Annotated in this window: 21 protein-coding genes and 1 riboswitch; of the genes, 13 read left to right on the top strand and 8 right to left on the bottom strand. The window is 55.0% G+C overall.

All coding sequences use genetic code 11. The features are described 5' to 3' along the window. Position 1 precedes the first annotated feature (1 nt). Complete coding sequence (locus L1I42_RS03765) at positions 2–1,000, top strand: Gfo/Idh/MocA family protein (RefSeq protein WP_236113159.1); 999 nt, start codon at positions 2–4, stop codon at positions 998–1,000. A 38-nt stretch (positions 1,001–1,038) separates the two neighbouring features. Continuing rightward, complete coding sequence (locus L1I42_RS03760) at positions 1,039–1,551, top strand: GNAT family N-acetyltransferase (protein WP_236113158.1); 513 nt, start codon at positions 1,039–1,041, stop codon at positions 1,549–1,551. 49 nt (positions 1,552–1,600) lie between these two features. Here the strand turns inward: L1I42_RS03760 and L1I42_RS03755 are convergent, their stop codons facing one another. Then, the gene (locus L1I42_RS03755; RefSeq protein WP_236113157.1) at positions 1,601–2,161 is read right to left on the bottom strand and encodes a type 1 glutamine amidotransferase domain-containing protein; all 561 of its coding nucleotides are present in this window, start codon (positions 2,159–2,161) and stop codon (positions 1,601–1,603) included. 381 nt (positions 2,162–2,542) lie between these two features. Here L1I42_RS03755 and L1I42_RS03750 point away from each other — a divergent pair, with 381 nt between their 5' ends. From L1I42_RS03750 to L1I42_RS03725, 6 genes are all read left to right on the top strand, one after another. Further along, a complete protein-coding gene (locus tag L1I42_RS03750) occupies positions 2,543–3,766 on the top strand; it encodes an acyl-CoA dehydrogenase (protein WP_236113156.1) in 1,224 nt (407 codons plus the stop codon). A gap of 23 nt (positions 3,767–3,789) precedes the next feature. Further along, positions 3,790–4,944 carry a CaiB/BaiF CoA transferase family protein gene (locus tag L1I42_RS03745; RefSeq protein WP_236113155.1) on the top strand — a complete coding sequence of 385 codons (1,155 nt, stop codon included), beginning with the start codon at positions 3,790–3,792 and terminating at the stop codon, positions 4,942–4,944. Positions 4,945–4,957: 13 nt separating this feature from the next. Further along, positions 4,958–6,601 carry a thiamine pyrophosphate-binding protein gene (locus L1I42_RS03740; protein WP_236113154.1) on the top strand — a complete coding sequence of 548 codons (1,644 nt, stop codon included), beginning with the start codon at positions 4,958–4,960 and terminating at the stop codon, positions 6,599–6,601. 705 nt (positions 6,602–7,306) lie between these two features. Continuing rightward, a complete protein-coding gene (locus L1I42_RS03735) occupies positions 7,307–7,516 on the top strand; it encodes a hypothetical protein (protein WP_236113153.1) in 210 nt (69 codons plus the stop codon). A 6-nt stretch (positions 7,517–7,522) separates the two neighbouring features. Beyond that, positions 7,523–7,840 (top strand): YbjQ family protein, encoded by a 318-nt coding sequence (locus L1I42_RS03730; protein ID WP_236113152.1) that lies wholly within the window; start codon positions 7,523–7,525, stop codon positions 7,838–7,840. Positions 7,841–7,844: 4 nt separating this feature from the next. Beyond that, the gene (locus tag L1I42_RS03725; RefSeq protein ID WP_236113151.1) at positions 7,845–8,300 is read left to right on the top strand and encodes a cupin domain-containing protein; all 456 of its coding nucleotides are present in this window, start codon (positions 7,845–7,847) and stop codon (positions 8,298–8,300) included. A gap of 163 nt (positions 8,301–8,463) precedes the next feature. On the opposite strand, the gene L1I42_RS03720 is transcribed toward L1I42_RS03725, so the two are convergent. Continuing rightward, positions 8,464–9,558, bottom strand: coding sequence for a 2'-deoxycytidine 5'-triphosphate deaminase (locus L1I42_RS03720; protein ID WP_255768314.1), 1,095 nt, complete (start codon positions 9,556–9,558; stop codon positions 8,464–8,466). Positions 9,559–9,646: 88 nt separating this feature from the next. Next, positions 9,647–9,725, top strand: a riboswitch (SAM riboswitch). A gap of 47 nt (positions 9,726–9,772) precedes the next feature. Here L1I42_RS03720 and metZ point away from each other — a divergent pair. After that, positions 9,773–10,978 carry an O-succinylhomoserine sulfhydrylase gene (gene metZ, locus L1I42_RS03715; protein WP_236113150.1) on the top strand — a complete coding sequence of 402 codons (1,206 nt, stop codon included), beginning with the start codon at positions 9,773–9,775 and terminating at the stop codon, positions 10,976–10,978. Between the two features lie 129 nt (positions 10,979–11,107). Here metZ and L1I42_RS03710 read toward each other — a convergent pair whose 3' ends face one another. Beyond that, positions 11,108–11,731: a CDP-alcohol phosphatidyltransferase family protein gene (locus tag L1I42_RS03710; RefSeq protein ID WP_236113149.1), complete on the bottom strand. Its 624-nt coding sequence runs from the start codon at positions 11,729–11,731 to the stop codon at positions 11,108–11,110. Positions 11,732–11,934: 203 nt separating this feature from the next. Between L1I42_RS03710 and L1I42_RS03705 the strand changes: the two genes are divergently transcribed. Beyond that, positions 11,935–13,380 (top strand): TrkH family potassium uptake protein, encoded by a 1,446-nt coding sequence (locus tag L1I42_RS03705; RefSeq protein WP_236113148.1) that lies wholly within the window; start codon positions 11,935–11,937, stop codon positions 13,378–13,380. Positions 13,381–13,387: 7 nt separating this feature from the next. Here the strand turns inward: L1I42_RS03705 and L1I42_RS03700 are convergent, their stop codons facing one another. From L1I42_RS03700 to L1I42_RS03680, 5 genes are all read right to left on the bottom strand, one after another. Then, entirely contained in the window at positions 13,388–16,552 is a 3,165-nt protein-coding gene (locus L1I42_RS03700; RefSeq protein WP_236113147.1) for an efflux RND transporter permease subunit, read from the bottom strand. After that, on the bottom strand, positions 16,549–18,018 hold the full coding sequence (locus L1I42_RS03695; protein ID WP_236113146.1) for an efflux RND transporter periplasmic adaptor subunit: 1,470 nt from the start codon (positions 18,016–18,018) through the stop codon (positions 16,549–16,551). The genes L1I42_RS03700 and L1I42_RS03695 overlap by 4 nt, the downstream gene beginning before the upstream one ends. Before the next feature lie 223 nt (positions 18,019–18,241). Beyond that, positions 18,242–19,237: an Hsp33 family molecular chaperone gene (locus L1I42_RS03690; RefSeq protein WP_236113145.1), complete on the bottom strand. Its 996-nt coding sequence runs from the start codon at positions 19,235–19,237 to the stop codon at positions 18,242–18,244. Then, positions 19,234–20,160: an ornithine carbamoyltransferase gene (argF, locus tag L1I42_RS03685; RefSeq protein WP_236113144.1), complete on the bottom strand. Its 927-nt coding sequence runs from the start codon at positions 20,158–20,160 to the stop codon at positions 19,234–19,236. Before argF ends, L1I42_RS03690 begins: the two co-directional genes overlap by 4 nt. Before the next feature lie 57 nt (positions 20,161–20,217). Beyond that, entirely contained in the window at positions 20,218–21,375 is a 1,158-nt protein-coding gene (locus tag L1I42_RS03680) for an aspartate aminotransferase family protein (RefSeq protein WP_236113143.1), read from the bottom strand. Between the two features lie 357 nt (positions 21,376–21,732). On the opposite strand from L1I42_RS03680, the gene L1I42_RS03675 reads away from it, so the two are divergent. From L1I42_RS03675 to L1I42_RS03665, 3 genes are all read left to right on the top strand, one after another. Next, positions 21,733–22,311, top strand: a complete 579-nt coding sequence (locus tag L1I42_RS03675; RefSeq protein WP_236113142.1) for a GcrA family cell cycle regulator — start codon at positions 21,733–21,735, stop codon at positions 22,309–22,311. 511 nt (positions 22,312–22,822) lie between these two features. Then, positions 22,823–23,011, top strand: a complete 189-nt coding sequence (locus tag L1I42_RS03670) for a hypothetical protein (RefSeq protein ID WP_236113141.1) — start codon at positions 22,823–22,825, stop codon at positions 23,009–23,011. A gap of 6 nt (positions 23,012–23,017) precedes the next feature. Beyond that, on the top strand, positions 23,018–23,365 hold the full coding sequence (locus L1I42_RS03665; RefSeq protein ID WP_236113140.1) for a methanogen output domain 1-containing protein: 348 nt from the start codon (positions 23,018–23,020) through the stop codon (positions 23,363–23,365). Positions 23,366–23,402 lie beyond the last annotated feature (37 nt).

Here is a 23,402-nt window from a genome sequence, read left to right as displayed (position 1 = left end):
TATGCAAAAAGCGCCAGCCAAAATGCGCATTGGCATGCTCGGTGCCGCTGCAATTGCGCACGAGGCGCTTGTGAAGCCGGCACGCCGCCGCGACGACGTCACGTTGGTGGCGGTGGCTGCCCGAGATTTCGACAAAGCCAAAAATTATGCTGCTGAATATGGGTTTCAAGAAGCGGTGGACGGATATGATGCGTTGATCGCCCGCGATGATATCGACCTGATCTACAATCCGTTGATCCCCTCACGGCACATGGATTTGAGTTGTGCCGCCATGCGGGCAGGCAAGCATGTGCTGGTGGAAAAGCCGTTCGCTCTCAATATCGAACAGACAAAGCAAATGCTTGATTGCGCGCGGGAGACGGGACAACATTTGATCGAGGCCTTTCATCACCGCTATCATCCGCTATTCGCGCATTTACTCGAGCTGATCCAGGCGGGGAAATTTGGCACCATAAAGCGTTTTCGCGCTCAATTTGACGTGCCGATACCGCAAGCCCAAAGCCCGTTCCGCCATCAGTTGGACTTAGGGGGCGGGGCGTTGATGGACCTTGGGTGCTATCCCGTTCATTGGGCCCAGACATTGCTTAAACATCCCCTCAAATTACAACGCGCAAACGCCCGCTTGACGCCGAGAGGCGTTGATGAAGAAATCAGCGCCCAATTCACATCCGGAGACACGGAGGTGGAGCTAGGGTGCAACATGGCAGACGAGGTGAACGAAGTCGCCTATTTGCAACTGGACGGCACAAAGGGGCGACTTTTTGTGCAGAACCCGATTGCCCCCCATAGCGGCCACTTTATTGAAACGGAAATTGACGGGGTTCATCGGAAATATACGTTGGGCGGCAACACAACTTATGATTATCAGCTCGATGCAACGATCCAGGCGATCCGATCCGACACGCCTGCACTCACCGGGGGTGAGGATAGCCGCGTCACCATGCAATTGATGCAGGATATTTATGAAGCAGTGGGAATTGACCGTCGTTTTTCATCCTGACATCTGATACACTAGATGTGAGTTTGGAGAGTTCGAAGATGCCCCTGCCTGAAATCCTGTTTGAAACTGAACGCCTGATCTGCCGCCCTTTTGAGGCGAATGATTTTGACGCCCTGGTGGCGCTGCAAACCGATCCACACGTTTATCAATATGTGGGGGACGGGCAACCTTTGTCGCCAGATCAGGTGAGGCTTTGGATCGATCGGTCGCGCAAAAATATTGAAACCAATGGATTTGGCACCGGTGCGATTGTCTACAAGGATAAGGACGAGTTGATTGGTTGGGCAGGCTATGTGCAGCCCCCAGAGCAGGAAATTGAAATTATCTATGGCCTCTCTCAAGAAGAATGGGGCAAAGGGCTGGGTACGGAGATTGTGCAAGGCCTGGTGAATGCTGCCCGCGACCGTTATGAACTTATCCCGCTGCAAGCAACGGTTGATCCTCAAAACAGCCGATCAATTAAGCTTTTGAAGAAAATTGGTTTCGAATTGTTCGCCAAGACCAAGGATGAAGATGGTTTGGACACGGACATCTATCACTTGCATGGCTAGAGCGAGCGCCCCCGACCTAAGCCGGGAGCGCTGTTAGAGCTGAGGGGCATTACGCCACCTTTCGCGCATGCTCACCTTCGCGCACTTCCTCAATAATCTTAGACACAAACGCGTCCAGATCGCCGGGGTTGCGCGACGTGATGATCCCGTTGGAAATGGCCACTTCCTTGTCCACCACCTTGGCACCCGCATTCTTCAAATCAGTGCGGATGGAAGGGTAAGCGGTCATTTCACGACCTTCTACAACACCGGCCTCAATCAGCAGCCAAGGCGCATGGCAGATGGCCGCTATGATCTTGTCATTTTTGACGAACTCGCGAATTTTGCTGATCGCTGTTTCATCCACACGCAACAGGTCTGGATTGATTTGGCCGCCAGGGAGCACCAATGCAATATAGTCATCAACTTTCACATCGGCGATCTTCAAATCTGCATCAATGGGTTCGCCCCAGTCCTTATCATTCCAGCCCATGATGGCTTCACCATCTGGTGTCGCCACATGCACCGTGGCCCCGGCTTCCTGCAGTTTTTTAAGGGGTGTGAACAGTTCTGACTGCTCAAACCCATGGGTCGCCATGATCAGGATTTTAGACTCGTTTAGCTTAGGCATCGCAATCTCCTTAAATATCGTGAGGTTTGTCTTGCTGCCACCTCGCGCAGAAGCACATTTGCCACGATGGCGCGGTGCAGCAATAAATTTGGTTGTTTATGGGAAACCAACAGGCGCGCTTTTCGTTCCATGATCGCCCGGAACAAAACCATGGCAAAACCCAAACCTCGACCATCAATTAACTATCTTCGAGTTAGATCACATGGTTCATGCTATATATGCATGAACTTATACCTATTTTTCGCTTCAATCCTTCAATCTTAAAGCGTTTAATGCTCCAAACTCATAAATATACCTTGCTGGGTGCGTGGGCCATCGTATGGGATATCGCGGAGGATATCGGCCCGTTAGACGCACCGAACACAAGAGAAGGATAAGTGGATGACTGCCGATCGCCCCAAAATTCGTGATAAAGACCGCCCCAATCTCAGCTCGTTCAAATGGGAAGACCCGTTTTTGCTGGACGATCAGCTGACCGATGAAGAGCGCATGGTGGTGGACACAGCCCGCGCCTTTGCCGATGAAAAGCTGCGCCCACGTGTGCGCGAAGCTTACAATGAAGAAAAGACCGACCCGAACTTGTTTAAAGAGTTTGGCGAAATGGGGCTTTTGGGCTCAACCATTCCGGAAGAATATGGCGGGGCGGATTTAGGTTATGTCGCCTATGGCCTGATTGCGCGGGAAGTTGAGCGCGTGGACAGCGGCTATCGCTCGATGATGTCTGTACAAAGCTCACTGGTGATCTATCCGATCTATGCCTATGGCACCGAAGAGCAGCGGCAGAAATATTTGCCCGGCCTGATTGATGGCAGCCTGATTGGCTGTTTTGGCCTGACCGAGCCAGATGCAGGTTCTGACCCCGGCAGCATGTTGACCCGCGCCAAAAAGACCGCAAATGGCTATGTGCTGAACGGCACAAAAATGTGGATTTCCAACAGCCCGATTGCCGATGTTTTTGTGGTTTGGGCGAAGTCAGAAGCCCATGATGGCAAGATTAAAGGCTTTGTGCTGGAAAAAGGCATGAAGGGCTTGAGCGCGCCGAAAGTGGGCGGCAAATTGTCTTTGCGGGCCTCGATCACTGGTGAAATTGTGATGGACAATGTGGAAGTGGGCGAAGATGCGCTGCTGCCGCATGTGGAAGGTCTTAAAGGCCCGTTTGGCTGTTTGAACCGGGCGCGTTATGGCATTAGCTGGGGCGCGATGGGCGCGGCGGAAGCCTGCTGGCATGCGGCCAACCGCTATGGCCAGGAGCGCAAGCAATTTGGCAAGCCTTTGGCGCAGATGCAATTGTACCAGATGAAGCTGGCCAACATGATGACCGACATTACGCTGGGTCTGCAAGGCTCGCTGCGCGTGGGTCGCTTGATGAATGAAGCCAAAGCGGCGCCAGAAATGATCTCGTTGATGAAGCGCAACAATTGCGTGAAAGCGTTGGACATTGCTCGGATGGCCCGCGACATGCATGGCGGCAACGGCATTTCCGACGAATTTGACGTGATCCGTCATATGATCAACCTTGAAACGGTGAACACTTATGAGGGCACTGCCGACGTGCATGCCCTAATTTTGGGCCGTGCCCAGACCGGCTTGCAGGCCTTCTTTTAAGCCCGGGCAGCAAGGTATTATCAATGCAAGAGCAACCGCTTAAAGGTTTAAAAGTGCTGGAATTGGCACGGGTTTTGGCTGGCCCTTGGGTCGGCCAAACCCTCGCGGATTTGGGCGCGGACGTGATCAAGGTGGAATCGCCCAATGGCGACGACACGCGCGCCTGGGGGCCTCCATGGATTGAACGCGGCGAGGATAAAAGCGCTGCCTATTTCCATTCTTGCAACCGCGGCAAACGCTCGATCGCGCTGAACTTTAAGGATGCGGACGACCTTGAAACCATTCGCCAACTGGTCAAGCAGTCGGACGTGTTGGTGGAAAATTTCAAGCTTAATGGCTTGCAAAAATACGGGCTCGACTATGAAAGCCTGAAGGCGATTAATCCCCGCCTGATTTATTGCTCCATCACCGGCTTTGGCCAAAATGGGCCTTATGCCGAGCAGCCGGGCTATGATTTTATCATTCAAGGCATGTCGGGCATGATGTCCATCACTGGCGAGCCGGATGGGCAACCGCAAAAAATCGGCACGGCGCTGGCGGATATCATCACCGGCCTTTATGCCACCATCGGCATTCAAGCGGCGCTGTGGCAGCGCGAGCGCACGGGCCAAGGCCAGCAAGTGGATATGGCACTTTTGGACAGCATGGTGGGCGTTTTGGCCAACCAAGCGATGAATTATCTGGCGAGCGGCACCGCGCCCAACCGATTGGGCAACAGCCACCCCAATATCTGCCCCTATCAAGTGCTGCCGGTAAAAGATGGTCACATCATTTTGGCGGTCGGCAATGATGGGCAGTTCCAACGCTTGGCCAAGCTGATTGGGCAGGAACAGATTGCCGAAGACGAGCGTTTTGCCACCAATTCGGCGCGGGTGGCGAACCGGATTGAGTTGACCGCCCTGCTGGAAACTGAATTTCAAAAGTGGGAAAAGCTGAAATTGCTGGACGCACTGCACGCCTCGAACGTGCCCGCCGGCCCCATCAACCGGATTGATGAAGTGTTTGCCGATCCGCAAGTGGTGGCCCGCAAGATGGCGCTTGATATGGATGGGGTACCCGGCGTGCGCACGCCGATCCAATTCTCAGACGCAGCACTGACATTTGATCGCCCTTCTCCGAAAGTGGGCGAGCATACGCAAGAAATTTTGAACGAGCTTAAAGCTCTCAACGATAATTAAAGAGCACATACAAATGGCGAAAATGACCGGCGGCGAAATTTTGGTGAAATGCCTCGAAGCGCAGGAGGTGGACCGCGTGTTCTGCGTGCCGGGCGAAAGCTATTTGGCGGTGCTTGACGGGCTGCATGACAGCAATATCGATGTGGTGACCTCGCGCCATGAAGGCGGCGCGGCGATTATGGCGGAAGCCGATGGCAAGATGCTGGGCCGCCCCGGCATTTGCATGGTGACCCGCGGACCGGGCGCCACCAATGCCGCCGCGGGCGTGCATATCGCCAAGCAAGACAGCACGCCGATGATTTTGTTTGTGGGTCAAATTGGCCGCGCCATGAAAGGCCGTGAGGCGTTTCAGGAGGTGGATTATCGGCAAACTTTTGGCGATTTGGCCAAATGGGTGGAAGAAATTGACGATGCGGCGCGCATTCCCGAAGTGATTGCCCATGCCTATCATATCGCCATGTCTGGTCGCCCCGGCCCTGTGGTGCTGGCCCTGCCAGAAGATATGTTGCGCGACGAAGTGGACGTGCCCGTTTGTCCTTACATCGAAGTTGCGGAGCCTGCCCCGAGCGTCCGGGCTGCAGCGCGGTTTGAAGAACTTTTGCGCACAGCAGAACGCCCCTTCATCGTTGCAGGCGGCTCGCGGTGGACCGAGCAATCTGTGGCGCAGTTGAAGGCTTTTGCCCATAAGCACGACATTCCAGTGGGCTGCTCGTTCCGGCGGCAGCAATTGTTTGACCACACAGATAGCCATTATGCGGGCGATGTGGGCCTGGGGATCAACCCGGCGCTGAAAGAACAGATCGAGCAATCCGATTGCCTGATTTTACTGGGTGCGCGTTTTTCGGAAAATCCGAGCCAGAACTTTACGCTTTTAGGGATGCCCAATCCGGGCAAAACTTTGATCCATATTCATCCGGGCGCGGAGGAATTGGGGCGGATTTACACGCCGACGCTCTCCATCAATGCCACGCCAGAATGTTTCTTTGATGCGGTGGATCATGTTGATGCCCTGCCCGCAGCGGACCGCGGCAAAAAGGCCAACGAGATTTATCGCGCCTGGACCGATGCGATGCCGGAAACGCCCGGCGATGTGCAAATGGGCGGCGTGATGACCTATCTGCGCGAAGCGCTTTCTGACGATGCGATTATGTGCAATGGCGCAGGCAATTATGCGATTTGGCTACATCGTTTCTGGCGCTTCCAGCGCTTTGGCACCCAATTGGCCCCAACCTCTGGGTCGATGGGCTATGGCGTGCCTGCCTCCATCGCCGGCAAGTTGCGGCACCCGGAGCGTGACGTGATCTGCTTTGCCGGCGATGGCTGTTTCCAAATGACCGGACAAGAATTTGCCGCCGCCAAGCAGTTCGGCGCCAACATCATTGTGCTGGTGATCGATAATGGCATTTACGGCACCATCCGCATGCACCAGGAAAAGCATTATCCGGAGCGGATTTCCGCCACGGATTTGGTGAACCCCGACTTCGCCGCTTGGGCCCGCGCTATGGGTGGCCACGGCGAAACCGTGCAGCACACCGACCAGTTCCCGCTTGCGTTTGAACGGGCGCGGGAAAGCGGGAAGCCAGCGATTATTCATATCAAAACGGCGGCCGAGGCGATTTCACCGACAGCGACGATTTCGCAGTTGCGGGGGAAATGATTTCGTCAAGGTGGGTTAGACCCCGGATCAAGTCCGGGGTGGTTGAGATGGTTGTTACCTTCCTCACCCCGGATCAAGTCCGGGGTGGTTGAGGTGATTGATCCCTTCCTCAGCTCTCCTCACCCGCACCATCCCGGGCTTGACCCGGGATCACTTTCTGTCTGATCGCTCCCCGCTCTTTTTTTCGGGTTGGCATGCTCTCTCCCCATTCTGCAGGTCATTGCAGGGTTTGTTTCTTCGATTCCCATGTATTGTGGAAACTGTCATTCGTGAATCCCTACCCCCATTGGCAAACTGACAGGTGAAATGGATCCCAAGATCAAGTCTTGGGATGACCGGTGGGGTTGGGACTTGCGCTCTGCCATCATGCGCGGCATGCGTTTTGAGCAATACCTAACACCTCGCGCGTTACACCCCACCCTTATTCCCTCCCCATCAAGGGGAGGGAGACGAGCTAGCTCGCTTCTCCCGCGTCATTCCCGCGTAGGCGGGAATCCAGGCCGGACTGTCTACGCGGCAAGCTGTTAGACTTTACCTCTTGAGTTGCGCCTGACTGGATCCCCGTTTTCACGGGGATGACGGCGTTTGAGGTTGCAGATGAATTGAGCTTCAACCGCTCGAATTTGATTGAAAAGCGCCGCCACAGTACCTACCTTTAAGCTGTGTGCTACGCGTTTTGCGCAGCGACAGTGAAGGAGAGGTATTATGTCCCTCGATCAAATCGCCCTGGCCATTGTGATTGTCGTGGCGGGGGTTTATGTCGGCGTGATGGCGTTTGGTATTTTTGCGTCCGGCGTGCCCTTGTGGCCCTTTTTCATTTTGCTGGCGATCGGTGTTTACATCATGTCCCGTATTGTTTCAGACAAGTTGAACAATAAAGAAGACAAATATTACGAAGATAATATTCAGGAGTAATGACAAGTGATTGTAACCACCGGACTGAGTGTGCCTGAGGGCGAAATCATTGAAACCATCGGCATTGTGCGCGGCAACACCATCCGCGCCAAACATGTGGGCACCGATATTATTGCCGCCTTTCGAAATTTGGTGGGCGGTGAAGTGGGCGAATATACCAAGCTGATGGCTGAAGCGCGCGAGCAGGCCTATGACCGCATGGTGGCCCATGCCGAGAGCGTGGGTGCCGATGCGATTATCGGGGTAAATTTTACCACATCGCTGATTACGGATGGTGCGGCGGAAATTTTGGCCTACGGCACCGGCGTGAAGCTGAAGCGGTAGACTTATGCCCAAAATTGATATGCCGAATTGGACGGCACAGGGCAGCGAACCCCACCCGCTTACCGGGCAGAATGATGGGCCCTATGCCGAAAAAGCACTCGGCAAAGCCGCCGGTTTAACCGGGTTAGGCGTGCGCATGGAAAAGTTACCGCCGGGTTCGGCCTCATCACATCGCCATTGGCATGAAAATGAGGATGAATTTTTGCTGATGCTCACTGGCGAACTGGTGCTGGTGGAAGAAGAGGAAACGATCTTGCGACCGGGTGATTGCGCGGCTTGGAAGGCAGGCAGCAAGATTGGACATTGCTTGCAGAACCGGTCTGGTGCCGAGGCCAGCTATTTGATTGTGAGCAATAATCAGCAAACTGATCGCGTGATCTATCCGGATCATGATCTTGTTTTTCATCGGGATGGTCAGGCGCGCCGGTTCACCAAGCTGGATGGTTCTGAGCTGGAATAGGGAGATTGGCCCCGGATCAAGTCCGGGGCGGCCACGAGGGGAGGCATTTCCGGCTTCCCTCGTGGCCATCCGGCCTTGAGGCGGGATCAACGAAACCTCGATTTGGGTATGCTTATACCCGCGCGCAACGGCGGCAATCCACGTTAGTCGGGGCGATGTCCGATCAGTTCTGCTTAAAATGCTTGGACAATTTGAGGTGCTGGCCCTGATAGTTTGAGCCAAGATCGGCACCATAAAGATTATCAGGGCGTTCGGCCATGCGTTCATAGATCAGGCGGCCGATGGTTTGGCCATGTTCGACCAAAAACGGCACTTCGCGGGAGCGCACTTCCAAAACGGCGCGGCTGCCCGCACCGGCGGCGCCGGCGTGGCCAAAGCCGGGATCGAAAAAGCCGGCATAATGCACGCGGAACTCGCCGACCAGAGGGTCGAACGGCACCATTTCGGCGGCATAATCTGGCGGCACATGCACCGCCTCGCGCGAGACGAGAATATAGAATTCGTCCGGGTCGAGGATCAGCTCGCCCGTGCCGCGATCATGCAAGGGTTCCCAAAAATCGAGAATGTCGAGTGCTGCTTTTTTGTCCACATCGACCACAGCGGTGTGGCGCTTGGAGCGATAGCCGATCAATCCGCCGCGATCACTGCCAAGAAGGTCAATTGAAAGGGACACGCCCTGTTCGACAATGGCATCATCATCAAACACCAAGGTTTCTTTGGCGTGTAACTCTTTGTGCTCGGCCACGCTCAAACGGCTATCGCCAGCGCGGAAACGGATTTGGCTGAGGCGTGAGCCTTGGCGCACCAATGCGGGGAATGTGCGGGGGCTGATTTCGAGATAGAGCTTGCCCTTGTAGCCAGCGGGCACTGTGTCGAACGCGCGGCCCTCATCAGTGATGACACGGGTGAAAATATCCAAGCGGCCAGTGGAGCTTTTGGGATTGGTGGTGGCGCTGACGCCCGCGGGCAAAGCCAGCTCTTCCATCAGCGGCACGATATAGACGCAGCCCCGCTCGAGCACGGCACCGGCGGTCAGGTCAATCTGGTGCAATTCAAGATCATTGATCCGCTTTGCCACCGATGTTTTGGGGCCAGGCAAAAAGCTGGCGCGCACCCGATAGGCCATGGTGCCGAGGCGCAAATCCAGGCTGGCCGGTTGCACCTGATCCGCATCGAAAGGGTTTTGCACAATAATGGCGCCGTCATCATGCATTTGATTGATCATGCGGGCGGAAAAGATACCGGTGGGCAAAGTCATTAGGCTGACGTTTCCATTTAATTCTTTGACGACTTACTTTTGTTATCAATCTTAAACATTGACGCCAAGCCACAATTGGCATTAGATCACATAATTCGGTGGTGATTTGGCCGGTCTGCTTGCAGCCACCTAAAACAAGTAGCTAAAGGCGACCGTATGCCGGCCAATTGGGTCGGCTTTTTTGTTTGGAGATTGGCCACTGGCCAAAAGAACTATGGCGACCAAGACAAATCCATTGCTGGACCCGAAAAACCAATCCCCGGCGTCGAGGGCGGTGCATGGCGGCACGGAGCGCAGCCAACATGGGGAAACTTCAGAAGCGCTTTTTCTGTCCTCAGGCTTTACCTATCCCAGTTCTGAAGATGCGCGGCTGCGCTTTAAGGGCGATACGGACGGGCATATTTATTCGCGCTTTTCCAACCCCACGGTGGAAATGTTTCAAAACCGCATGGCGGCACTTGAAGGCGCGGATGCGGCGCGTGGCACCGCAACCGGCATGGCGGCAGTAACCACGGCGCTAATGAGCCTGGTGCAGGCGGGCGATCATGTGGTGGCCTCACGGGCCTTGTTCGGCGGCTGTCGCTATGTGGTGGAAGATTTTCTGCCGCGCTGGGGTGTAAGTTCCACCTTAGTGGATGGTCGCGACCCGAAGAATTTTGAAACGGCGATGCGCGACAACACCAAGGCCGTGTTTGTGGAAAGCCCGACCAATCCGACTTTGGAATTGGTGGACCTTGAAGCCGTGGCCAAAATCGCCAAGGCGCATGATGCGAAGTTCGTGGTCGACAATGTGTTTGCCACCCCGATCTATCAAAGCCCGCTTGAGTTGGGCGCGGACATGGTGGTCTATTCCGCCACCAAGCATATTGACGGGCAAGGCCGCTGTTTGGGCGGGGTGATTGTGGGCGATCAGGAGCTGATCGAAGGCGATGTGCACACCATTATCCGGCAAACCGGGCCGTCCATGAGCCCGTTTAACGCTTGGGTGATGCTCAAGGGGCTGGAAACGCTGGGGCTGCGCGTGGAAAAAATGACGCAAAATGCCAAAGCGATTGCCGATATGCTGGCCAACCACCCGAAGGTGGAGCGGATCTTTTATCCCGGTCATTCCTCGCACCCACAATATGAGTTGGCGCAAAAACAGATGAAGGCTGGCTCTAACATGCTGGCTTTTGAAGTGAAGGGCACACAGGCCGACGCCTATGCGGTGGCCGACCATTTGGCGCTGATCAAAATCTCCAACAATCTGGGTGATGCAAAAAGCATCATCACCCACCCAGCGACCACGACTCACCAACGGTTGGACGAGGAAGACCGGGCCGAATTGGGAATATCAGAAACGCTGCTGCGTTTGTCGGTGGGGTTGGAAGCCGAGGAAGATTTGCTGGCCGACCTGCAATTTGCACTGGATCAGATCTAGGGTTGTTCGTGGCCCCTTAGCGTCGGGGCGTTTTGTGGCCCCGGATCAAGTCCGGGGCGGCCAATAGGTGTTACGTCGTGCGCTCTTGACCCATCCATCCCGGCCTTGAGCCGGGATCAATGCCAGCCCCTATTCCTTGGTTTTTACGCCGCCGAACTCCTGGTAGGCCAACAGCATGCGGGCAAAAGCTGTGTAAAAAACCGCAGCGGCGAAGAGACCGGCCAGCAGGTTGAAATGCTGCGGCCAGATGCAAATCACAACGAAAAAGGCAATCGTTTCGGTACCTTCGGTGAGGCCGATGGAAAAGTGCAGCGATTTTGAGCCGCGATTGGTGGCGGGCAGTTTGTGTTTTTCTGCTAAAATGGCATAGCCCAGAAAGGTGCCGCCATTAAAATAGAAGCTGACCAGCAGCAGCGCGCCCACCAGCCCGTTTTGCGCCGGGTCAAAGGCAATGAAGGCCAAGGGGAATGCCCCGTAGAACAGAAAGTCTGCGGTGATGTCAAAATAGCCGCCAAAGTCGGTTTTCTGGGTCGCGCGGGCCACGGCCCCATCCAACCCATCAAAAAGCCTCGATAAAAGCATGATCCACAGGGCGGCGTGGAAATTGCCCATCGCGGCAAAAGCAGCGGCGCCCAGGCCAATGACCAGCCCAACGAAGGTGACATTGTTGGCACTTAAACCCATCGCGGCGATTTTGCGGCCCAGATAATTGAGCGGTGGATCGATCCATTTGCGCATTTGGCCGTCAAGCATATGGCTGTTTTCCTCACATCGCCCTGAATGATTTGATCGCGTTCAAAGTTTTACAAGGCTTCACTTGCGAAGCAAACTAAACTATCACTCAAGGGTTGAGAATGGCGCGCACATGATTGTGAGCGACGTTTGAACGGACATGTGATCAGACATGTGTTCAGACATGGCAGAAGAGTCGGCAACCATCCGGGACTTGCACATTTATGGAATTTCGTCCGATTTTAATGATTATTGGCGTGCTGACCGCCATTCTGGGCTGCTCCATGTTTTTGCCGGCCATCGCCGATGCGCTGGTGGGCAATGATGACTGGATTGTGTTTGTCACTTCCGGGCTGATCACCACGCTTTTGGGCGCGGGCACCTGGGCTGCTTCATTTGGCCATGATCAGAGCCTCAATGCACGTCAGGCCTTTTTTATGACCGCCATCATCTGGGTGGTGTTGGCGGTTTTCGGCGCCCTGCCCTTTTATTGGGCCGGGATCAATCTCAGCTACACGGACGCATTTTTCGAATCCATGTCTGGCCTCACGACCACCGGGGCCACGGTGATTTCCGGACTGGACACTCTGCCGCCGGGCATTTTGCTCTGGCGCAGCCTGTTGCAATGGTTTGGCGGCTTGGGGATCATCGTGATGGCCGTGGCCGTTTTGCCCATGCTGCAGATCGGGGGCATGCAGATGTTTAAGGCTGAAGCCTTTGACACGGCAGAAAAGATTTTGCCGCGGGCAGCCCAAATCGCGTCGAATATGACCACCATCTATATCACCCTCACCTTTGCCTGTGCCGTTTGCTACTGGGCTGCGGGGATGGGCCTTTTCGACGCCATTGCCCATTCGATGACCACGGTGGCCACCGGCGGCTTTTCCACCCGCGATGGCTCAATCGCCAGCTTCGGGTCTGCCGTGATTGACTATATCGCGGTGAGCTTCATGATTTTGGGGGCGCTGCCGTTTTTAATCTATGTGAAGATGGTACGCGGCAATTTAAGCAGCCTGTGGCGCGACAGCCAGGTGCGCGCTTTTTTGCTGGTTTTGGGAGCAGTCACACTTGTGGCGATCATTGTGCAATATGCAGATGATATTGCCCGCGGCGAGGTGGCTTTTCGCCATGCCATTTTCTCGGTCACCTCAGTGATGACCGGCACCGGTTATGCCACAACGGATTATGGGTCATGGGGCGGCATTGCCATCAGCCTGTTTTTTATCATCACCTTTATCGGTGGTTGTGCGGGGTCCACGTCGTGCGGGATCAAGATTTTCCGCTTTCAAGTGCTGTTTTTGGATTTAAAACAGCATATTAAGCAAATCCTTTACCCCTCTGGCGTTTTTGTAAAACGCTATAATGGGCAGATCATCTCCGACACGGTTTCCGCATCGGTGATGAGCTTTATCTTTCTCTACTTCTTCTTTTTCATTATTTTGGCCTTGCTTCTATCGCTCACCGGGCTGGACAGTCTCACCGCGTTTTCCGGCGCCGCCACAGCGATCTCGAACGTTGGGCCCGGTTTAGGCGACATTATTGGCCCGTCCGGCAATTTTGGCCCCCTGTCCGACCTGTCCAAGTGGCTAATCGCCATTGGCATGATTGTGGGACGGCTTGAAATCTTCACCGTATTAGTTTTGTTTTTGCCGCGCTTTTGGCGCGGCTGATGCTTGCCTATTCTGCAGGAGTTGGGCTGCGGGGGGCATTGTGATGCTCGCCCCGCAACAGGCCGCCAAAAGTGGGGGCATTGGGTCGCATAAATAACCAGCCGATCAGTGCCCCGATATCAGCGCCAATCCCGATAAAGGCCGGCACCAAAAACAACACAAGCGCGGTCGCCAAGCCCAGCCCGAACACAATGGTGATGGCCATTGGGATCAGGAATTGAGCCTGCAAACTGGTTTCAAACAACAAAGGCGCCAATCCACCAATTGTGGTGAGTGAGGTGAGAACAACAGCGCGCAGCCGGTCTCTCGCGGCACCGGTGGCCGCTTCGTAAAGACTATTGCCTTCTTCAAGGCGCTCCTGCAAGCGGGACACCAGCACGATGGAATCGTTCACCAGAATACCGGCCAGCCCCAACAGGCCCATCACCGAAATGATGGTGAGGTTGTAGCCCATGAAAAAGTGTCCCCAAATTGCCCCCACAACCCCAAAGGGGATGATCAGCATGACGGCAAGCGGTGCAAAATAGGAGGCAAATATCCAGGCGATGATGACATACATGATGCCGAGCGCGATAATCCCGCCCAACCGAAGATCGCCGAAGGCCGCGTTCTGTTCGGCCTGTGTGCCGCCAAAACTATATTGTACGCCGTGTTCAGCCACAATCGCGCCCATATAATCTTGTTCCAAACGCTCCAAGACATCAGCACCTGAAGTGATGTTGTTGTCGGTGTCCGCGATCACCCGGACGGTCGTTTTACCTTCCTCGCGTACAATGCGATTAAAGCCTTGCCGTTCACTCAGGCTGGCCACCTCCAACAAGGGGACAAAATTACCCGCAGGTGAGCGTACCCATAAATTACGCAGGGCGGAGGTGCCTTCGTTTTCTCCATCTCGTTCCACGCGAATGGTGATCTCTTCGTCTTCTGCCGCAACCCGGCGGGCCACGCGCCCTTCAAAAGCGTCGCGGATCTGGCTACCCAGATTGTCAATATTGAAACCAAGCGCGCTGCCCCGAGGTGTCAGTTCCAGCACCAGTTCGGGTTTGCCATAATTGAGGGTGTCATTGATGTCTTGCACCCCTTCAAATCCTTCAAGCACCGCGGTCAAATCTTCGGCAGCAGCTTTCAACGTGGCGGTATCGGCCCCTGTGAACTCTACATCAATCGCACGGCCCGGCGGTCCACCCCGCGGCTCTCGCACGCCAATCCGGTCCACCCCGGCAAAACGCGGCAATTGCGCCCGAATGGCCGCCCCGATTTCACGTGTGCGCACCGAGCGTTGTTCGGACGGCGTTAGATAAACCTGAATGTTTGCGCGGCCATTTTCGACGTCCAGCGAAGCAAAGCTGGTCACGATCAGGGTTTCACCCTCGGGGGTCAGTTCCTGTTCCACCTTGGTGACGACCTTGCCCATCTCTTCGATCAGGGCATACATATCTTCCTGCGGCACACCGGGCTGGAAGTTGGCGTTGAGTGACACAGTTTCCCCTTCAACAGAAGGAAAAAACTCGAACCCGAGTTTGCCCGCCGGAATGAGCGCACCGCCAATAATGGCCAGCGCAAGGGCAATGGCCGTGGTGGCGTAACGCCAGCGATAGGACACGCGCGAGACGGCCCCAAAAATACGTTCTTTGAAAAATTCAAACCCGCGATCAAAGTTGCGGCGGAAGAAACCGGGTGCCTTACGCTCTTTCGGCAAGGCGTGGGAAAGATGCCCGGGCAACACCAAAAAACACTCGATCAAAGACGCGATCAATACAGCGATCACCACCATGGGCAATGCGGACAGGATTTGCCCCACCACATCCCCAACCAACAGAATCGGACCAAACGCCGCCATGGTGGTCAGACTGGCTGCGATCACCGGCGCGGCCATACGGCCTGCGCCTTTGGTGGCGGCCACTGCCCGGTCATCGCCCAAGGCATAGCGCGTGGCCGTGTGTTCACCCACCACAATTGCGTCATCAACAATGATACCCAAGGTCAACAACAGGGCAAACATGGAAATCATATTGATGGTTTGGCCGGTGAAATACATCACCCCCAGCGTCATTAAGATGGAAACCGGTATGCCCACCGCCACCCAGAAGGCGATGCGGAAGTCGAGAAAGACGAACAGCACAAACAACACCAGACCAAGGCCCAGCAGGCCATTATTGACCAAAAGGCTCAATCGGTCTTCCACCAGGGAAGCGGCAGCATTGAACACTTCGATTTTGAGGGAGTCTGGTAAAGTGGGCCGAATTTCTTCGAGATAATTGTTCATGGTCTCGAAGGATTCCACCGTGTCAGCCGTGGCCGATCGCGACACCGAGAGGCGGATCGCCTGGTCGCCACCCATAAAGCCAACGCTCTGATCCGCGTTAAACCCGTCCGCTACCGTTGCCACATCGCCCAGCAGCAGCTTGTCCCCTTGCGAGGTGGTCTTGATTTCCAGCCGCGAAAGCGCATTGACGCCAATTTCAGGGGCCAGTGCGCGGATTTGCGCCTGCAGGTCACCTTCGACAGAGCCGGAAGGACGATCGGCAGTGTTTTGCGCGATGGCTTGGGCGATCTCGGCTGTGGTGAGATCAAGCTGGCGCAATCTTTGATCGTCAACCACCACCTTAATCTCGCGATCACGATAGCCCGTGAAGGTGACCCGATCTACACCGGCATCCAACAGGCCGTCGCGTATCTCACGCGCATAATGGCGCAAAGTGGCTTCTGGAAACGGCCCCGAAATGCCGATATCCGCAATTGGATCGAAGAATTTGGGCGTGTTGACCTCTGGTGTCTCCGCCTCGATTGGTAGATTGGTGACCCCCGCCACGGCCGCTTCCACTTGGGCTTCGGCTTGCCGCATGTCGGTGTCGCGTTCATAAACGAGGGTGATTGACCCTGCCCCTTCGCGCGCCTGAGACGACATGGACTGCACGCCATCCAAAAACCGTACGGTAGGCTCGATCGCTTGCAGCATGTTTTTACGGATATCGTCGGCACTGGCCCCGGACCAGACCAACGAAATCTGAATTTGTTTCACTTCCAGCGTCGGAAAAAACTGGCGATTGAGTTTGGATATACCCCACGCGCCGAAAAGGATCATCAAGATCATCAACAAATTGGCGGCGTTGCGGTGGCGCACAAACAATTCGACGATAGAGCGCGCGCGATTTGTACCGGTGGCGCTCATGAGGCTGGCTCCTCATTTTCGCTTGCCTGTGTTTGTTGTTGCGGGGGGCGCCTGCCCTCTCGCTCCTGTCCATTGGGGTTGTCCCGCTCTCCCCGGTTCTCCGCCCGGGCAGGGTCGCGCGGTGGAATGGGTGGCGCCTCACCTTCTTCAACTACGGCCAGCCCGTCGCCTGCTTGCGCCAGCCGGGTGGTGATCACCTTTGCGCCATCTGCCACATCGGCACGCACCAAAAGCTGCGCCCCGTCACGGGCCATGATTTCCGCATCGTGCGGCACCATGCGGCCTTCTTCAATGGTGTAGATCAGGCGATTGTCATAAATCGCGGTTTCTGGCAATCGGATCACATCTTCATAGGCGCGGCCGGGCACAAGAATTTTGACAAATGTACCGGGGCGGAAAGTGGATGCCTCAGCATTTTCAAGTCGCGCAAACACTTCGACCCCACCTTTGGCCGCATCAATTTGTGCGCCCGCGCGTGTGATGGTGCCCTTGGCCGTCAAGTTTTGCGGCTCGACTTCCCAAACCACACGAATGGGCCGCCCGATCAGCCCATCCGCAAAGATCTGGCCATATTGACGGTCCGACATGGTGAAGCGCACGTCAAGCTGGTCCTGCCGATAAAGGCTGACCAAGGCTTCATTGGCGTTCACAATTTTGCCGGGCGCAATCGACTCCGCGCTGACCACCGCATCAAAGGGCGCGCGGATTTCGGTGTTGGCAAGATTGCGTTCGGCCCGCTCGACTTGCCACTCAAACCGCTCCATGCTGGCCAATTGCCGATCAAGCTGGGCCTGTTGAATGGCGATGTTGGCTTGTCTTTGTTTGAGCGCTTGCTCGCGCTGAGACACCAGCAACTCCCGATCATCAACGTTTTTTTGCGTCAATGCACCGGATTGCAGCAGGGTTTGGGCGCGCTCCAGATCTTTTTTTGACAGATCCAACTGTTCCTGAGCAAAGCTGAGATTGTCCCGCTCCAGTTGCAACCGCTCGCGCGCTTCAGTGGCGGCGAGTTGCGCCTCCGCCAGGCTGGCTTTCGCCTCCGTCAGGGCCCCGCGATAGGTGAAATCATCAATTCGCGCGATCAGATCGCCCTGCGCAAGCTGATTGCCCACGGCCAGATCCGGGTGAATTTCAACAATTTCGCCAGCAACTTGGGCCCGCACATCCAGCGCCCCAGCTGCAACAATCTCGCCAAAATAGGTCAGGTTCGGCTGGGCAGTCTGAACTGTGGCCTCAATGGTGCGCACCGTAAAGGTGCGTTCGCGGGCTTGCCGTTCTGGCGGTTCTGGGCGACTGGACACCAATTGAAACGCGAAAAAACCCGCGCCTGCGAGTATCGCCAATGTGATGATCAGACGCGCGAACAGACCGATGATGGCCATCGCCCCCCGTTTGCGCTTCGGTTGTTGCGACGGCGGCGGGGTATTTTGATCAGTTTGCTCAGCCTGATCCATCATACGGTCCATGGTAAAGATCCCGGTTTTTGTTCAACTTACGCGGCACGCGCACATTCAACAAATTAAACTTTGTTCATCTTTACGTAGGGGTTGATGGGGTCGGATCAAGCAAAAATCTTTTCCCCGCGGCTTTAGGGCCTCTGTTAAAGGCCAAATGGCGCACTCAAAAAAGAAAGGCCGGGACAGTATCCCGACCTTTTACAACTCTTGCGGGGTCGCGCTTTGGTGCGTTTTAGTCCTTGCGGAACTGGTGCGGGTTGAAGTGATAGGCGGTTGAGCAAAACTCACAAACCACTTCGATGTCCCCATCAACCACCATCGCATCAATATCATCGTTGGAGAACTGGTCGAGCATGGCTTCGATCTTGTCGGCATTACAACCGCACTTTTCGATCATCTCCATCGGGTCGAAAACGCGCACGCCGGTTTCATGATAAAGCCGGAACAAAAGTCGCTCGACCGAAATTTCCGGGTCCACCAATTCATGATCATCTACCGTTTTCAACAATGAGCTGGCTTCTACCCAATTGTTCTCGGGCTCAAACGTTTCATCCTGGGTTTCAGGATTATCGAAATCACCATCCCCGGGCAAATCTGCCATGGTGCGCCTACCATGCTCTGGCAAATGCTGCAGTAAAATGCCGCCAGCGCGCCATTGATCCTGCTTCTTGCCTTTCTCGCTATATTGCGCCACGGCCAATCGCACGATGGTCGGGATCTGCTCGGACTGCATAAAATAGCGATGCGCGACCTCTTCCAAAGAGGCCCCGTCAAGTTGCACAATGCCTTGATAGCGCTCCGTCATCTCGCCCTGATCAATGGTCATGGCCAGAATGCCCTTGCCCAACAATTGCTCAGGTGCCAACTCACCTTTTTCTGCCGCTTCAGAGAGAGCGACCTCATCAAAACGGGCATAGCCGCGCAAACCGTTGGGTGTTTGCAGATCGACCACAATCATATTGACCGGGCCATCGGTTTGGGTTTGCAGAATAAAGCGCCCCTCAAATTTGAGGGAAGAGCCGACCACAGCGGCCAGCACAATGGCTTCGCCCAGCAGGCGCGCCACGGGCGTTGGATAATCATGTCGCGTCAAAATGGTGTTGAGCGCATCATCCAACTTAACCGAGCGCCCGCGCACATCCAAATCTTCCACGGCGAACGGCACAACCTTGTCGCTGAAGCTTTCTTCGCGATCAAGGCCAACGGCTTTCAAAAAATCATCTGTCATTTAAGCTCCTCAATGCCGAACACCCAACACAATATTGCTTTTTGGGCGTGCAGCCGATTTTCAGCTTCGTCAAATACTACAGATTGCGGGCCATCCAGCACGTCGGAGGTCACTTCGTCCCCGCGGTGGGCTGGCAAGCAATGCATAAACAGGGCGTCGGGCTTGGCCTCGGCCATCAACTCGGCAGTCACCCGATGGGGCGACAAAATTTCCCGGCGAATGGTGGCGTCCAAATCACCCATCGACACCCAAGTGTCAGTGATCACCAAATCTGCATCCTGCATGGCGGCCAAGGGATCCTGAGTGACCTGCACCCGCCCGTTTGTAGCGTCAATTTCTGCCTGCATGGCCTGATTGGGTTTATATTGTTCGGGGCACGCAATTTTCAACTCACAATTAAAATGATTGGCTGCCTGAATCCATGACATCAACACATTGTTACAATCGCCCTGCCAGGCGATTTTAATGCCTTCAATGGAACCGCGATGCTCCTCATAGGTCAAAATATCGGCCATAATCTGACAGGGGTGCGAAAAGCGGGTCAGCCCATTGATCACCGGGATGGTGGCTGCAGCCGCCATTTCCTCAAGGTCATCATGGCTCAACAACCGGATCATGATGGCGTCGACATAGCGCGACATCACACGCGCCGTGTCGGCGATGGTCTCATCGCGCGACAATTGCATTTCATCGCCAGTCAACATCAATGTCTGGCCACCCAGCTGGCGCATGCCCACATCAAAGGAGACGCGGGTGCGTGTGCTTTCGCGATCAAATATCATCGCCAGCATTTTGCCTTCCAGCAAAGGCGGTTTTTCGCCTTCTTTCAGCTTGGCCTTGAGCGCATGGGCCAGATCAAGAATTTTTCTCAGCTCGTCCTTGGTGAATTGACCAAGGTCCAAAAAATGTTGCGTTGCAGCCATGGTGACTGTCCTTTGCGTTAAGTTGCTTGGGAGAAGCGAAGACCGAGCGCCAGAAAATCAGGCCGAGAGGGCCTTTTCCATGCGGTTCATCGCCTCATCAATATCCTGTTTTTCAACAATGAGCGGTGGCAAAAAGCGCACGACATTGTCGCCTGCGCCAACGGCCAGCAGATGATGGTCGCGCAATTTGGCCAGCAAATCGGAGACCGGCTGTTTGACCTTGATGCCCGCCATCAGCCCTTTGCCGCGCACTTCCAACACTTCGTCAGGGAATTTTTGCGCCAATTGCTGCAAGGACCAGCTCAAATACTGCCCCATTTCGTCCACATGGGCCAAAAACCCAACTTCCGAAATCCGGTCAAGCACCGCGTTGCCCACAGCACAGGCCATGGGGTTGCCGCCATAAGTGCTGCCATGGGTGCCGGGCACCATGGAGGCGCCAATTTCTTCTTTCGCCAGACAGGCGCCGAGCGGAAAGCCGCCGCCGATGCCTTTAGCCAGCGCCATAATATCGGGAGCAATGCCTGCCCATTCATAAGCAAACATTTTGCCGGTCCGGCCATAGCCACATTGGATCTCGTCCACAATCAGCAAAATGCCGTGCGCATCACACAGGGCCCGGAGGTCACGCAAAAACTCATTGCTAAAGACATTGATGCCGCTTTCGCCCTGGATCGGCTCGAGCAAAATGCCAGCGGTTTTATCGCTGATCGCGGCTTTGATCGCCTCCAGATCGCCCGCCACATGCGGAAAGCCTTCAGCCTTGGGGCCAAAGCCGGTCAAATAGCCTTCATTGCCGCCCGCGGCGATGGTGCCCAATGTCCGGCCATGAAAGGCGCCTTCGAGCGTGATGATCTCGTAGCGCTCTGGTTGACCCTTGTCATAGAAATAGCGCCGCGCGGTTTTGATGGCACATTCAATCGCTTCCGCGCCGGAATTGGTGAAGAACACCATATCGGCAAAAGAAATGTCCACCAGCCGTTGCGCCAGCTTTTCAGCCTCTGGAATGGAAAACACATTTGAGACATGCCAGAGCTTTTCTGACTGTTCTTTAAGCGCGTTCACCACGTGAGCATCAGAATGGCCAAGCGCATTCACGGCGATGCCTGCGGCAAAATCAAGATATTCTCCGCCATCAGACGAGAATAGTCGCACCCCTTCGCCCCGCTCAAACGAGAGATCGGCGCGTTTGTAATTTTGGTAGAGTGCGGACATTTCCTGATTTTCCTTTCTGTCCTTAGGTTCAAGGTGCGTGCATAAAGCAAAAAACGCGTTGCCCGCCAAGGCGCAACGCGATAACCAGAGCATTTATGACCAGTTTAACCGGAAAAAGTCAATTGGTTGCGAAATGGCGTAAATGCAACGCCAGTGAAAAATGTCTTGGATAACCGGAAATAAAGCGAGACGAGCCTTGTCACGGATTCATCCGGTCTTGTAAAGTGGGGCTATAGGAACACGATATCTCGTGTGGCGGACCTATAAGTACATACGATGGATGGTATTTGAACCGGATTGAACACATTTTTCGGTGAGGTATCGGAGTCTATCTTTTGATTGGAATGGAGGACCTCCATGGCGTGGACAGACGAGCGCGTTGCGATTTTGAAAAAACTCTGGATGGAAGGCTTGAGCGCAAGCCAAATCGCGGCTGAGCTTGGCGAAGGGGTAACCCGCAATGCGGTGATCGGCAAGGTACACCGGCTTAAGCTATCAGGCCGGGCCAAGCCCGCGTCTTCAGCACCTCGGGCGCGCAAGCCACGGGCAACTGCGTCCAGCACACCGAGACGACCAAGTGGGGCCGCTTCAAACACGAGCGCACGCCCGGCGGCCAGCAGCCGGCCGGCAGCTGCATCTTCAGCGCCGCGCCGTTCAAGCGGACCAGCAGTGGCCGGCAACACTGCGCTGAAAATGAGCGCAGACACCGAAGCCGAGCAAAGCTTTGAGTTGAACGCTGAATCTGAGATTTTCATTCCCGAAGCCGAACGTATCGGCCTGATGGAACTGAACGAACATACGTGCAAATGGCCAATCGGGGACCCCGTTGCTGACGACTTCCACTTCTGTGGACGCCACAGCGATGAAGGCAAGCCCTATTGCGAATTTCACTCTAAGCGGGCTTATCACTCCCTTGACCGGCGCAAGAAAAGCTAAACAGCGTAACTGAATATGGGTCGCCTTGGGCGGCCCTATTTTTTTGGGGAGCCTATTTCATTTCGCTCACGGCTGAGCGGCACCATTTTTGCCCTCGCGCCGGGAGGCTGGCCACCTAGCCTGCGCGGGCGCGAAACTTAAAAGTTTCGGGCTGAGCCGCCCAAGCCTTATTTAGGTGCCAAAAGGGTTGGTACGGGTGCTTGAGGTGTTCTTTTTTTCGCTCACGGCTGAGCGGCACCATTTTTGCCCTCGCGGCGGGAGGTTGGTCACCTAGACTACGTGGGCGCGCGAACAAGTGCGCCGGGGTCCTCGCTGCGCTCGTCCTTCTTTTCCCTTTGCAGGTCAATTTTCTTTTTGCTTAGGGTTGGACGGCGACTTTTACGGCATCTTTTGCAATGTCTGCGCCTGTGTCGCCTCCTCGCTATTGCCAGAGTGGGCGAATTACATCACAATATCATTATTTTATATTTGTGTTATACTTAAAATGAACCAGTGCCCAGGTGGAGACCCCATGACACAGCGCGTTGAGGAAGCCGAACTCCCACTCGATCGAGATATTTTTTTGCGAAAATTGTTGCGCGAGCTTTCGGGCACGTTGGAAGATATTGTTGGGATAGAAGCCGCTGAGGGGTATATCAGCACAGTCGGCAGCAAAATCGGGGGCTGGATCGATGAGAGCTATAGGGAAGCGCTTGGCTAGCCTCGCTTGAGCCCGACCGAGATCGCCAAAGTTTGTGTTGATCTGAAAAGGCGCATTGGTGGGGATTTTTACCTTATCTCTGCCTCCGAAGAAGAGCTGGTATTTGGAAACCGGCGTTGTCCGTTTGGCGCGGCTGTGAAAGACCGCCCGTCGCTTTGCATGATGACCTCAAACGTTTTCGGCCGCATCACCGCCGATAATCTAGGCTACGCACGGGTCGATCTGGAGGAAACAATCGCTCAAGGAGACCCGGGGTGCAGAGTTGTGGTTCGCCTCAATAAAGATAATAAGGGCGAAGTGCATGAGCGCGAATATTATCGCGCTTTCGACCCAGACTTAGCGGATGAACTGTGACAACCGGGCCGCCAAATATCAACCAAGATTTGGCCCA

The organism is Maritalea mediterranea, assembly GCF_021568695.1.
Classification (GTDB): domain Bacteria; phylum Pseudomonadota; class Alphaproteobacteria; order Rhizobiales; family Devosiaceae; genus Maritalea; species Maritalea mediterranea.
The sequence above is the reverse complement of the archived record's forward strand: the minus strand, read 5'-3'. Positions and strand labels throughout refer to the sequence as shown.

Coding starts and splice junctions, on each gene's coding strand:
- L1I42_RS03765 (WP_236113159.1), top strand. CDS start 2: ATGCAAAAAGCGCCAGCCAAAATGCGCATTGGCATGCTCGGTGCCGCT.
- L1I42_RS03760 (WP_236113158.1), top strand. CDS start 1,039: ATGCCCCTGCCTGAAATCCTGTTTGAAACTGAACGCCTGATCTGCCGC.
- L1I42_RS03755 (WP_236113157.1), bottom strand. CDS start 2,161: ATGCCTAAGCTAAACGAGTCTAAAATCCTGATCATGGCGACCCATGGG.
- L1I42_RS03750 (WP_236113156.1), top strand. CDS start 2,543: ATGACTGCCGATCGCCCCAAAATTCGTGATAAAGACCGCCCCAATCTC.
- L1I42_RS03745 (WP_236113155.1), top strand. CDS start 3,790: ATGCAAGAGCAACCGCTTAAAGGTTTAAAAGTGCTGGAATTGGCACGG.
- L1I42_RS03740 (WP_236113154.1), top strand. CDS start 4,958: ATGGCGAAAATGACCGGCGGCGAAATTTTGGTGAAATGCCTCGAAGCG.
- L1I42_RS03735 (WP_236113153.1), top strand. CDS start 7,307: ATGTCCCTCGATCAAATCGCCCTGGCCATTGTGATTGTCGTGGCGGGG.
- L1I42_RS03725 (WP_236113151.1), top strand. CDS start 7,845: ATGCCCAAAATTGATATGCCGAATTGGACGGCACAGGGCAGCGAACCC.
- L1I42_RS03720 (WP_255768314.1), bottom strand. CDS start 9,558: ATGACTTTGCCCACCGGTATCTTTTCCGCCCGCATGATCAATCAAATG.
- metZ (WP_236113150.1), top strand. CDS start 9,773: ATGGCGACCAAGACAAATCCATTGCTGGACCCGAAAAACCAATCCCCG.
- L1I42_RS03710 (WP_236113149.1), bottom strand. CDS start 11,731: ATGCTTGACGGCCAAATGCGCAAATGGATCGATCCACCGCTCAATTAT.
- L1I42_RS03705 (WP_236113148.1), top strand. CDS start 11,935: ATGGAATTTCGTCCGATTTTAATGATTATTGGCGTGCTGACCGCCATT.
- L1I42_RS03700 (WP_236113147.1), bottom strand. CDS start 16,552: ATGAGCGCCACCGGTACAAATCGCGCGCGCTCTATCGTCGAATTGTTT.
- L1I42_RS03695 (WP_236113146.1), bottom strand. CDS start 18,018: ATGGACCGTATGATGGATCAGGCTGAGCAAACTGATCAAAATACCCCG.
- L1I42_RS03690 (WP_236113145.1), bottom strand. CDS start 19,237: ATGACAGATGATTTTTTGAAAGCCGTTGGCCTTGATCGCGAAGAAAGC.
- argF (WP_236113144.1), bottom strand. CDS start 20,160: ATGGCTGCAACGCAACATTTTTTGGACCTTGGTCAATTCACCAAGGAC.
- L1I42_RS03680 (WP_236113143.1), bottom strand. CDS start 21,375: ATGTCCGCACTCTACCAAAATTACAAACGCGCCGATCTCTCGTTTGAG.
- L1I42_RS03675 (WP_236113142.1), top strand. CDS start 21,733: ATGGCGTGGACAGACGAGCGCGTTGCGATTTTGAAAAAACTCTGGATG.
- L1I42_RS03670 (WP_236113141.1), top strand. CDS start 22,823: ATGACACAGCGCGTTGAGGAAGCCGAACTCCCACTCGATCGAGATATT.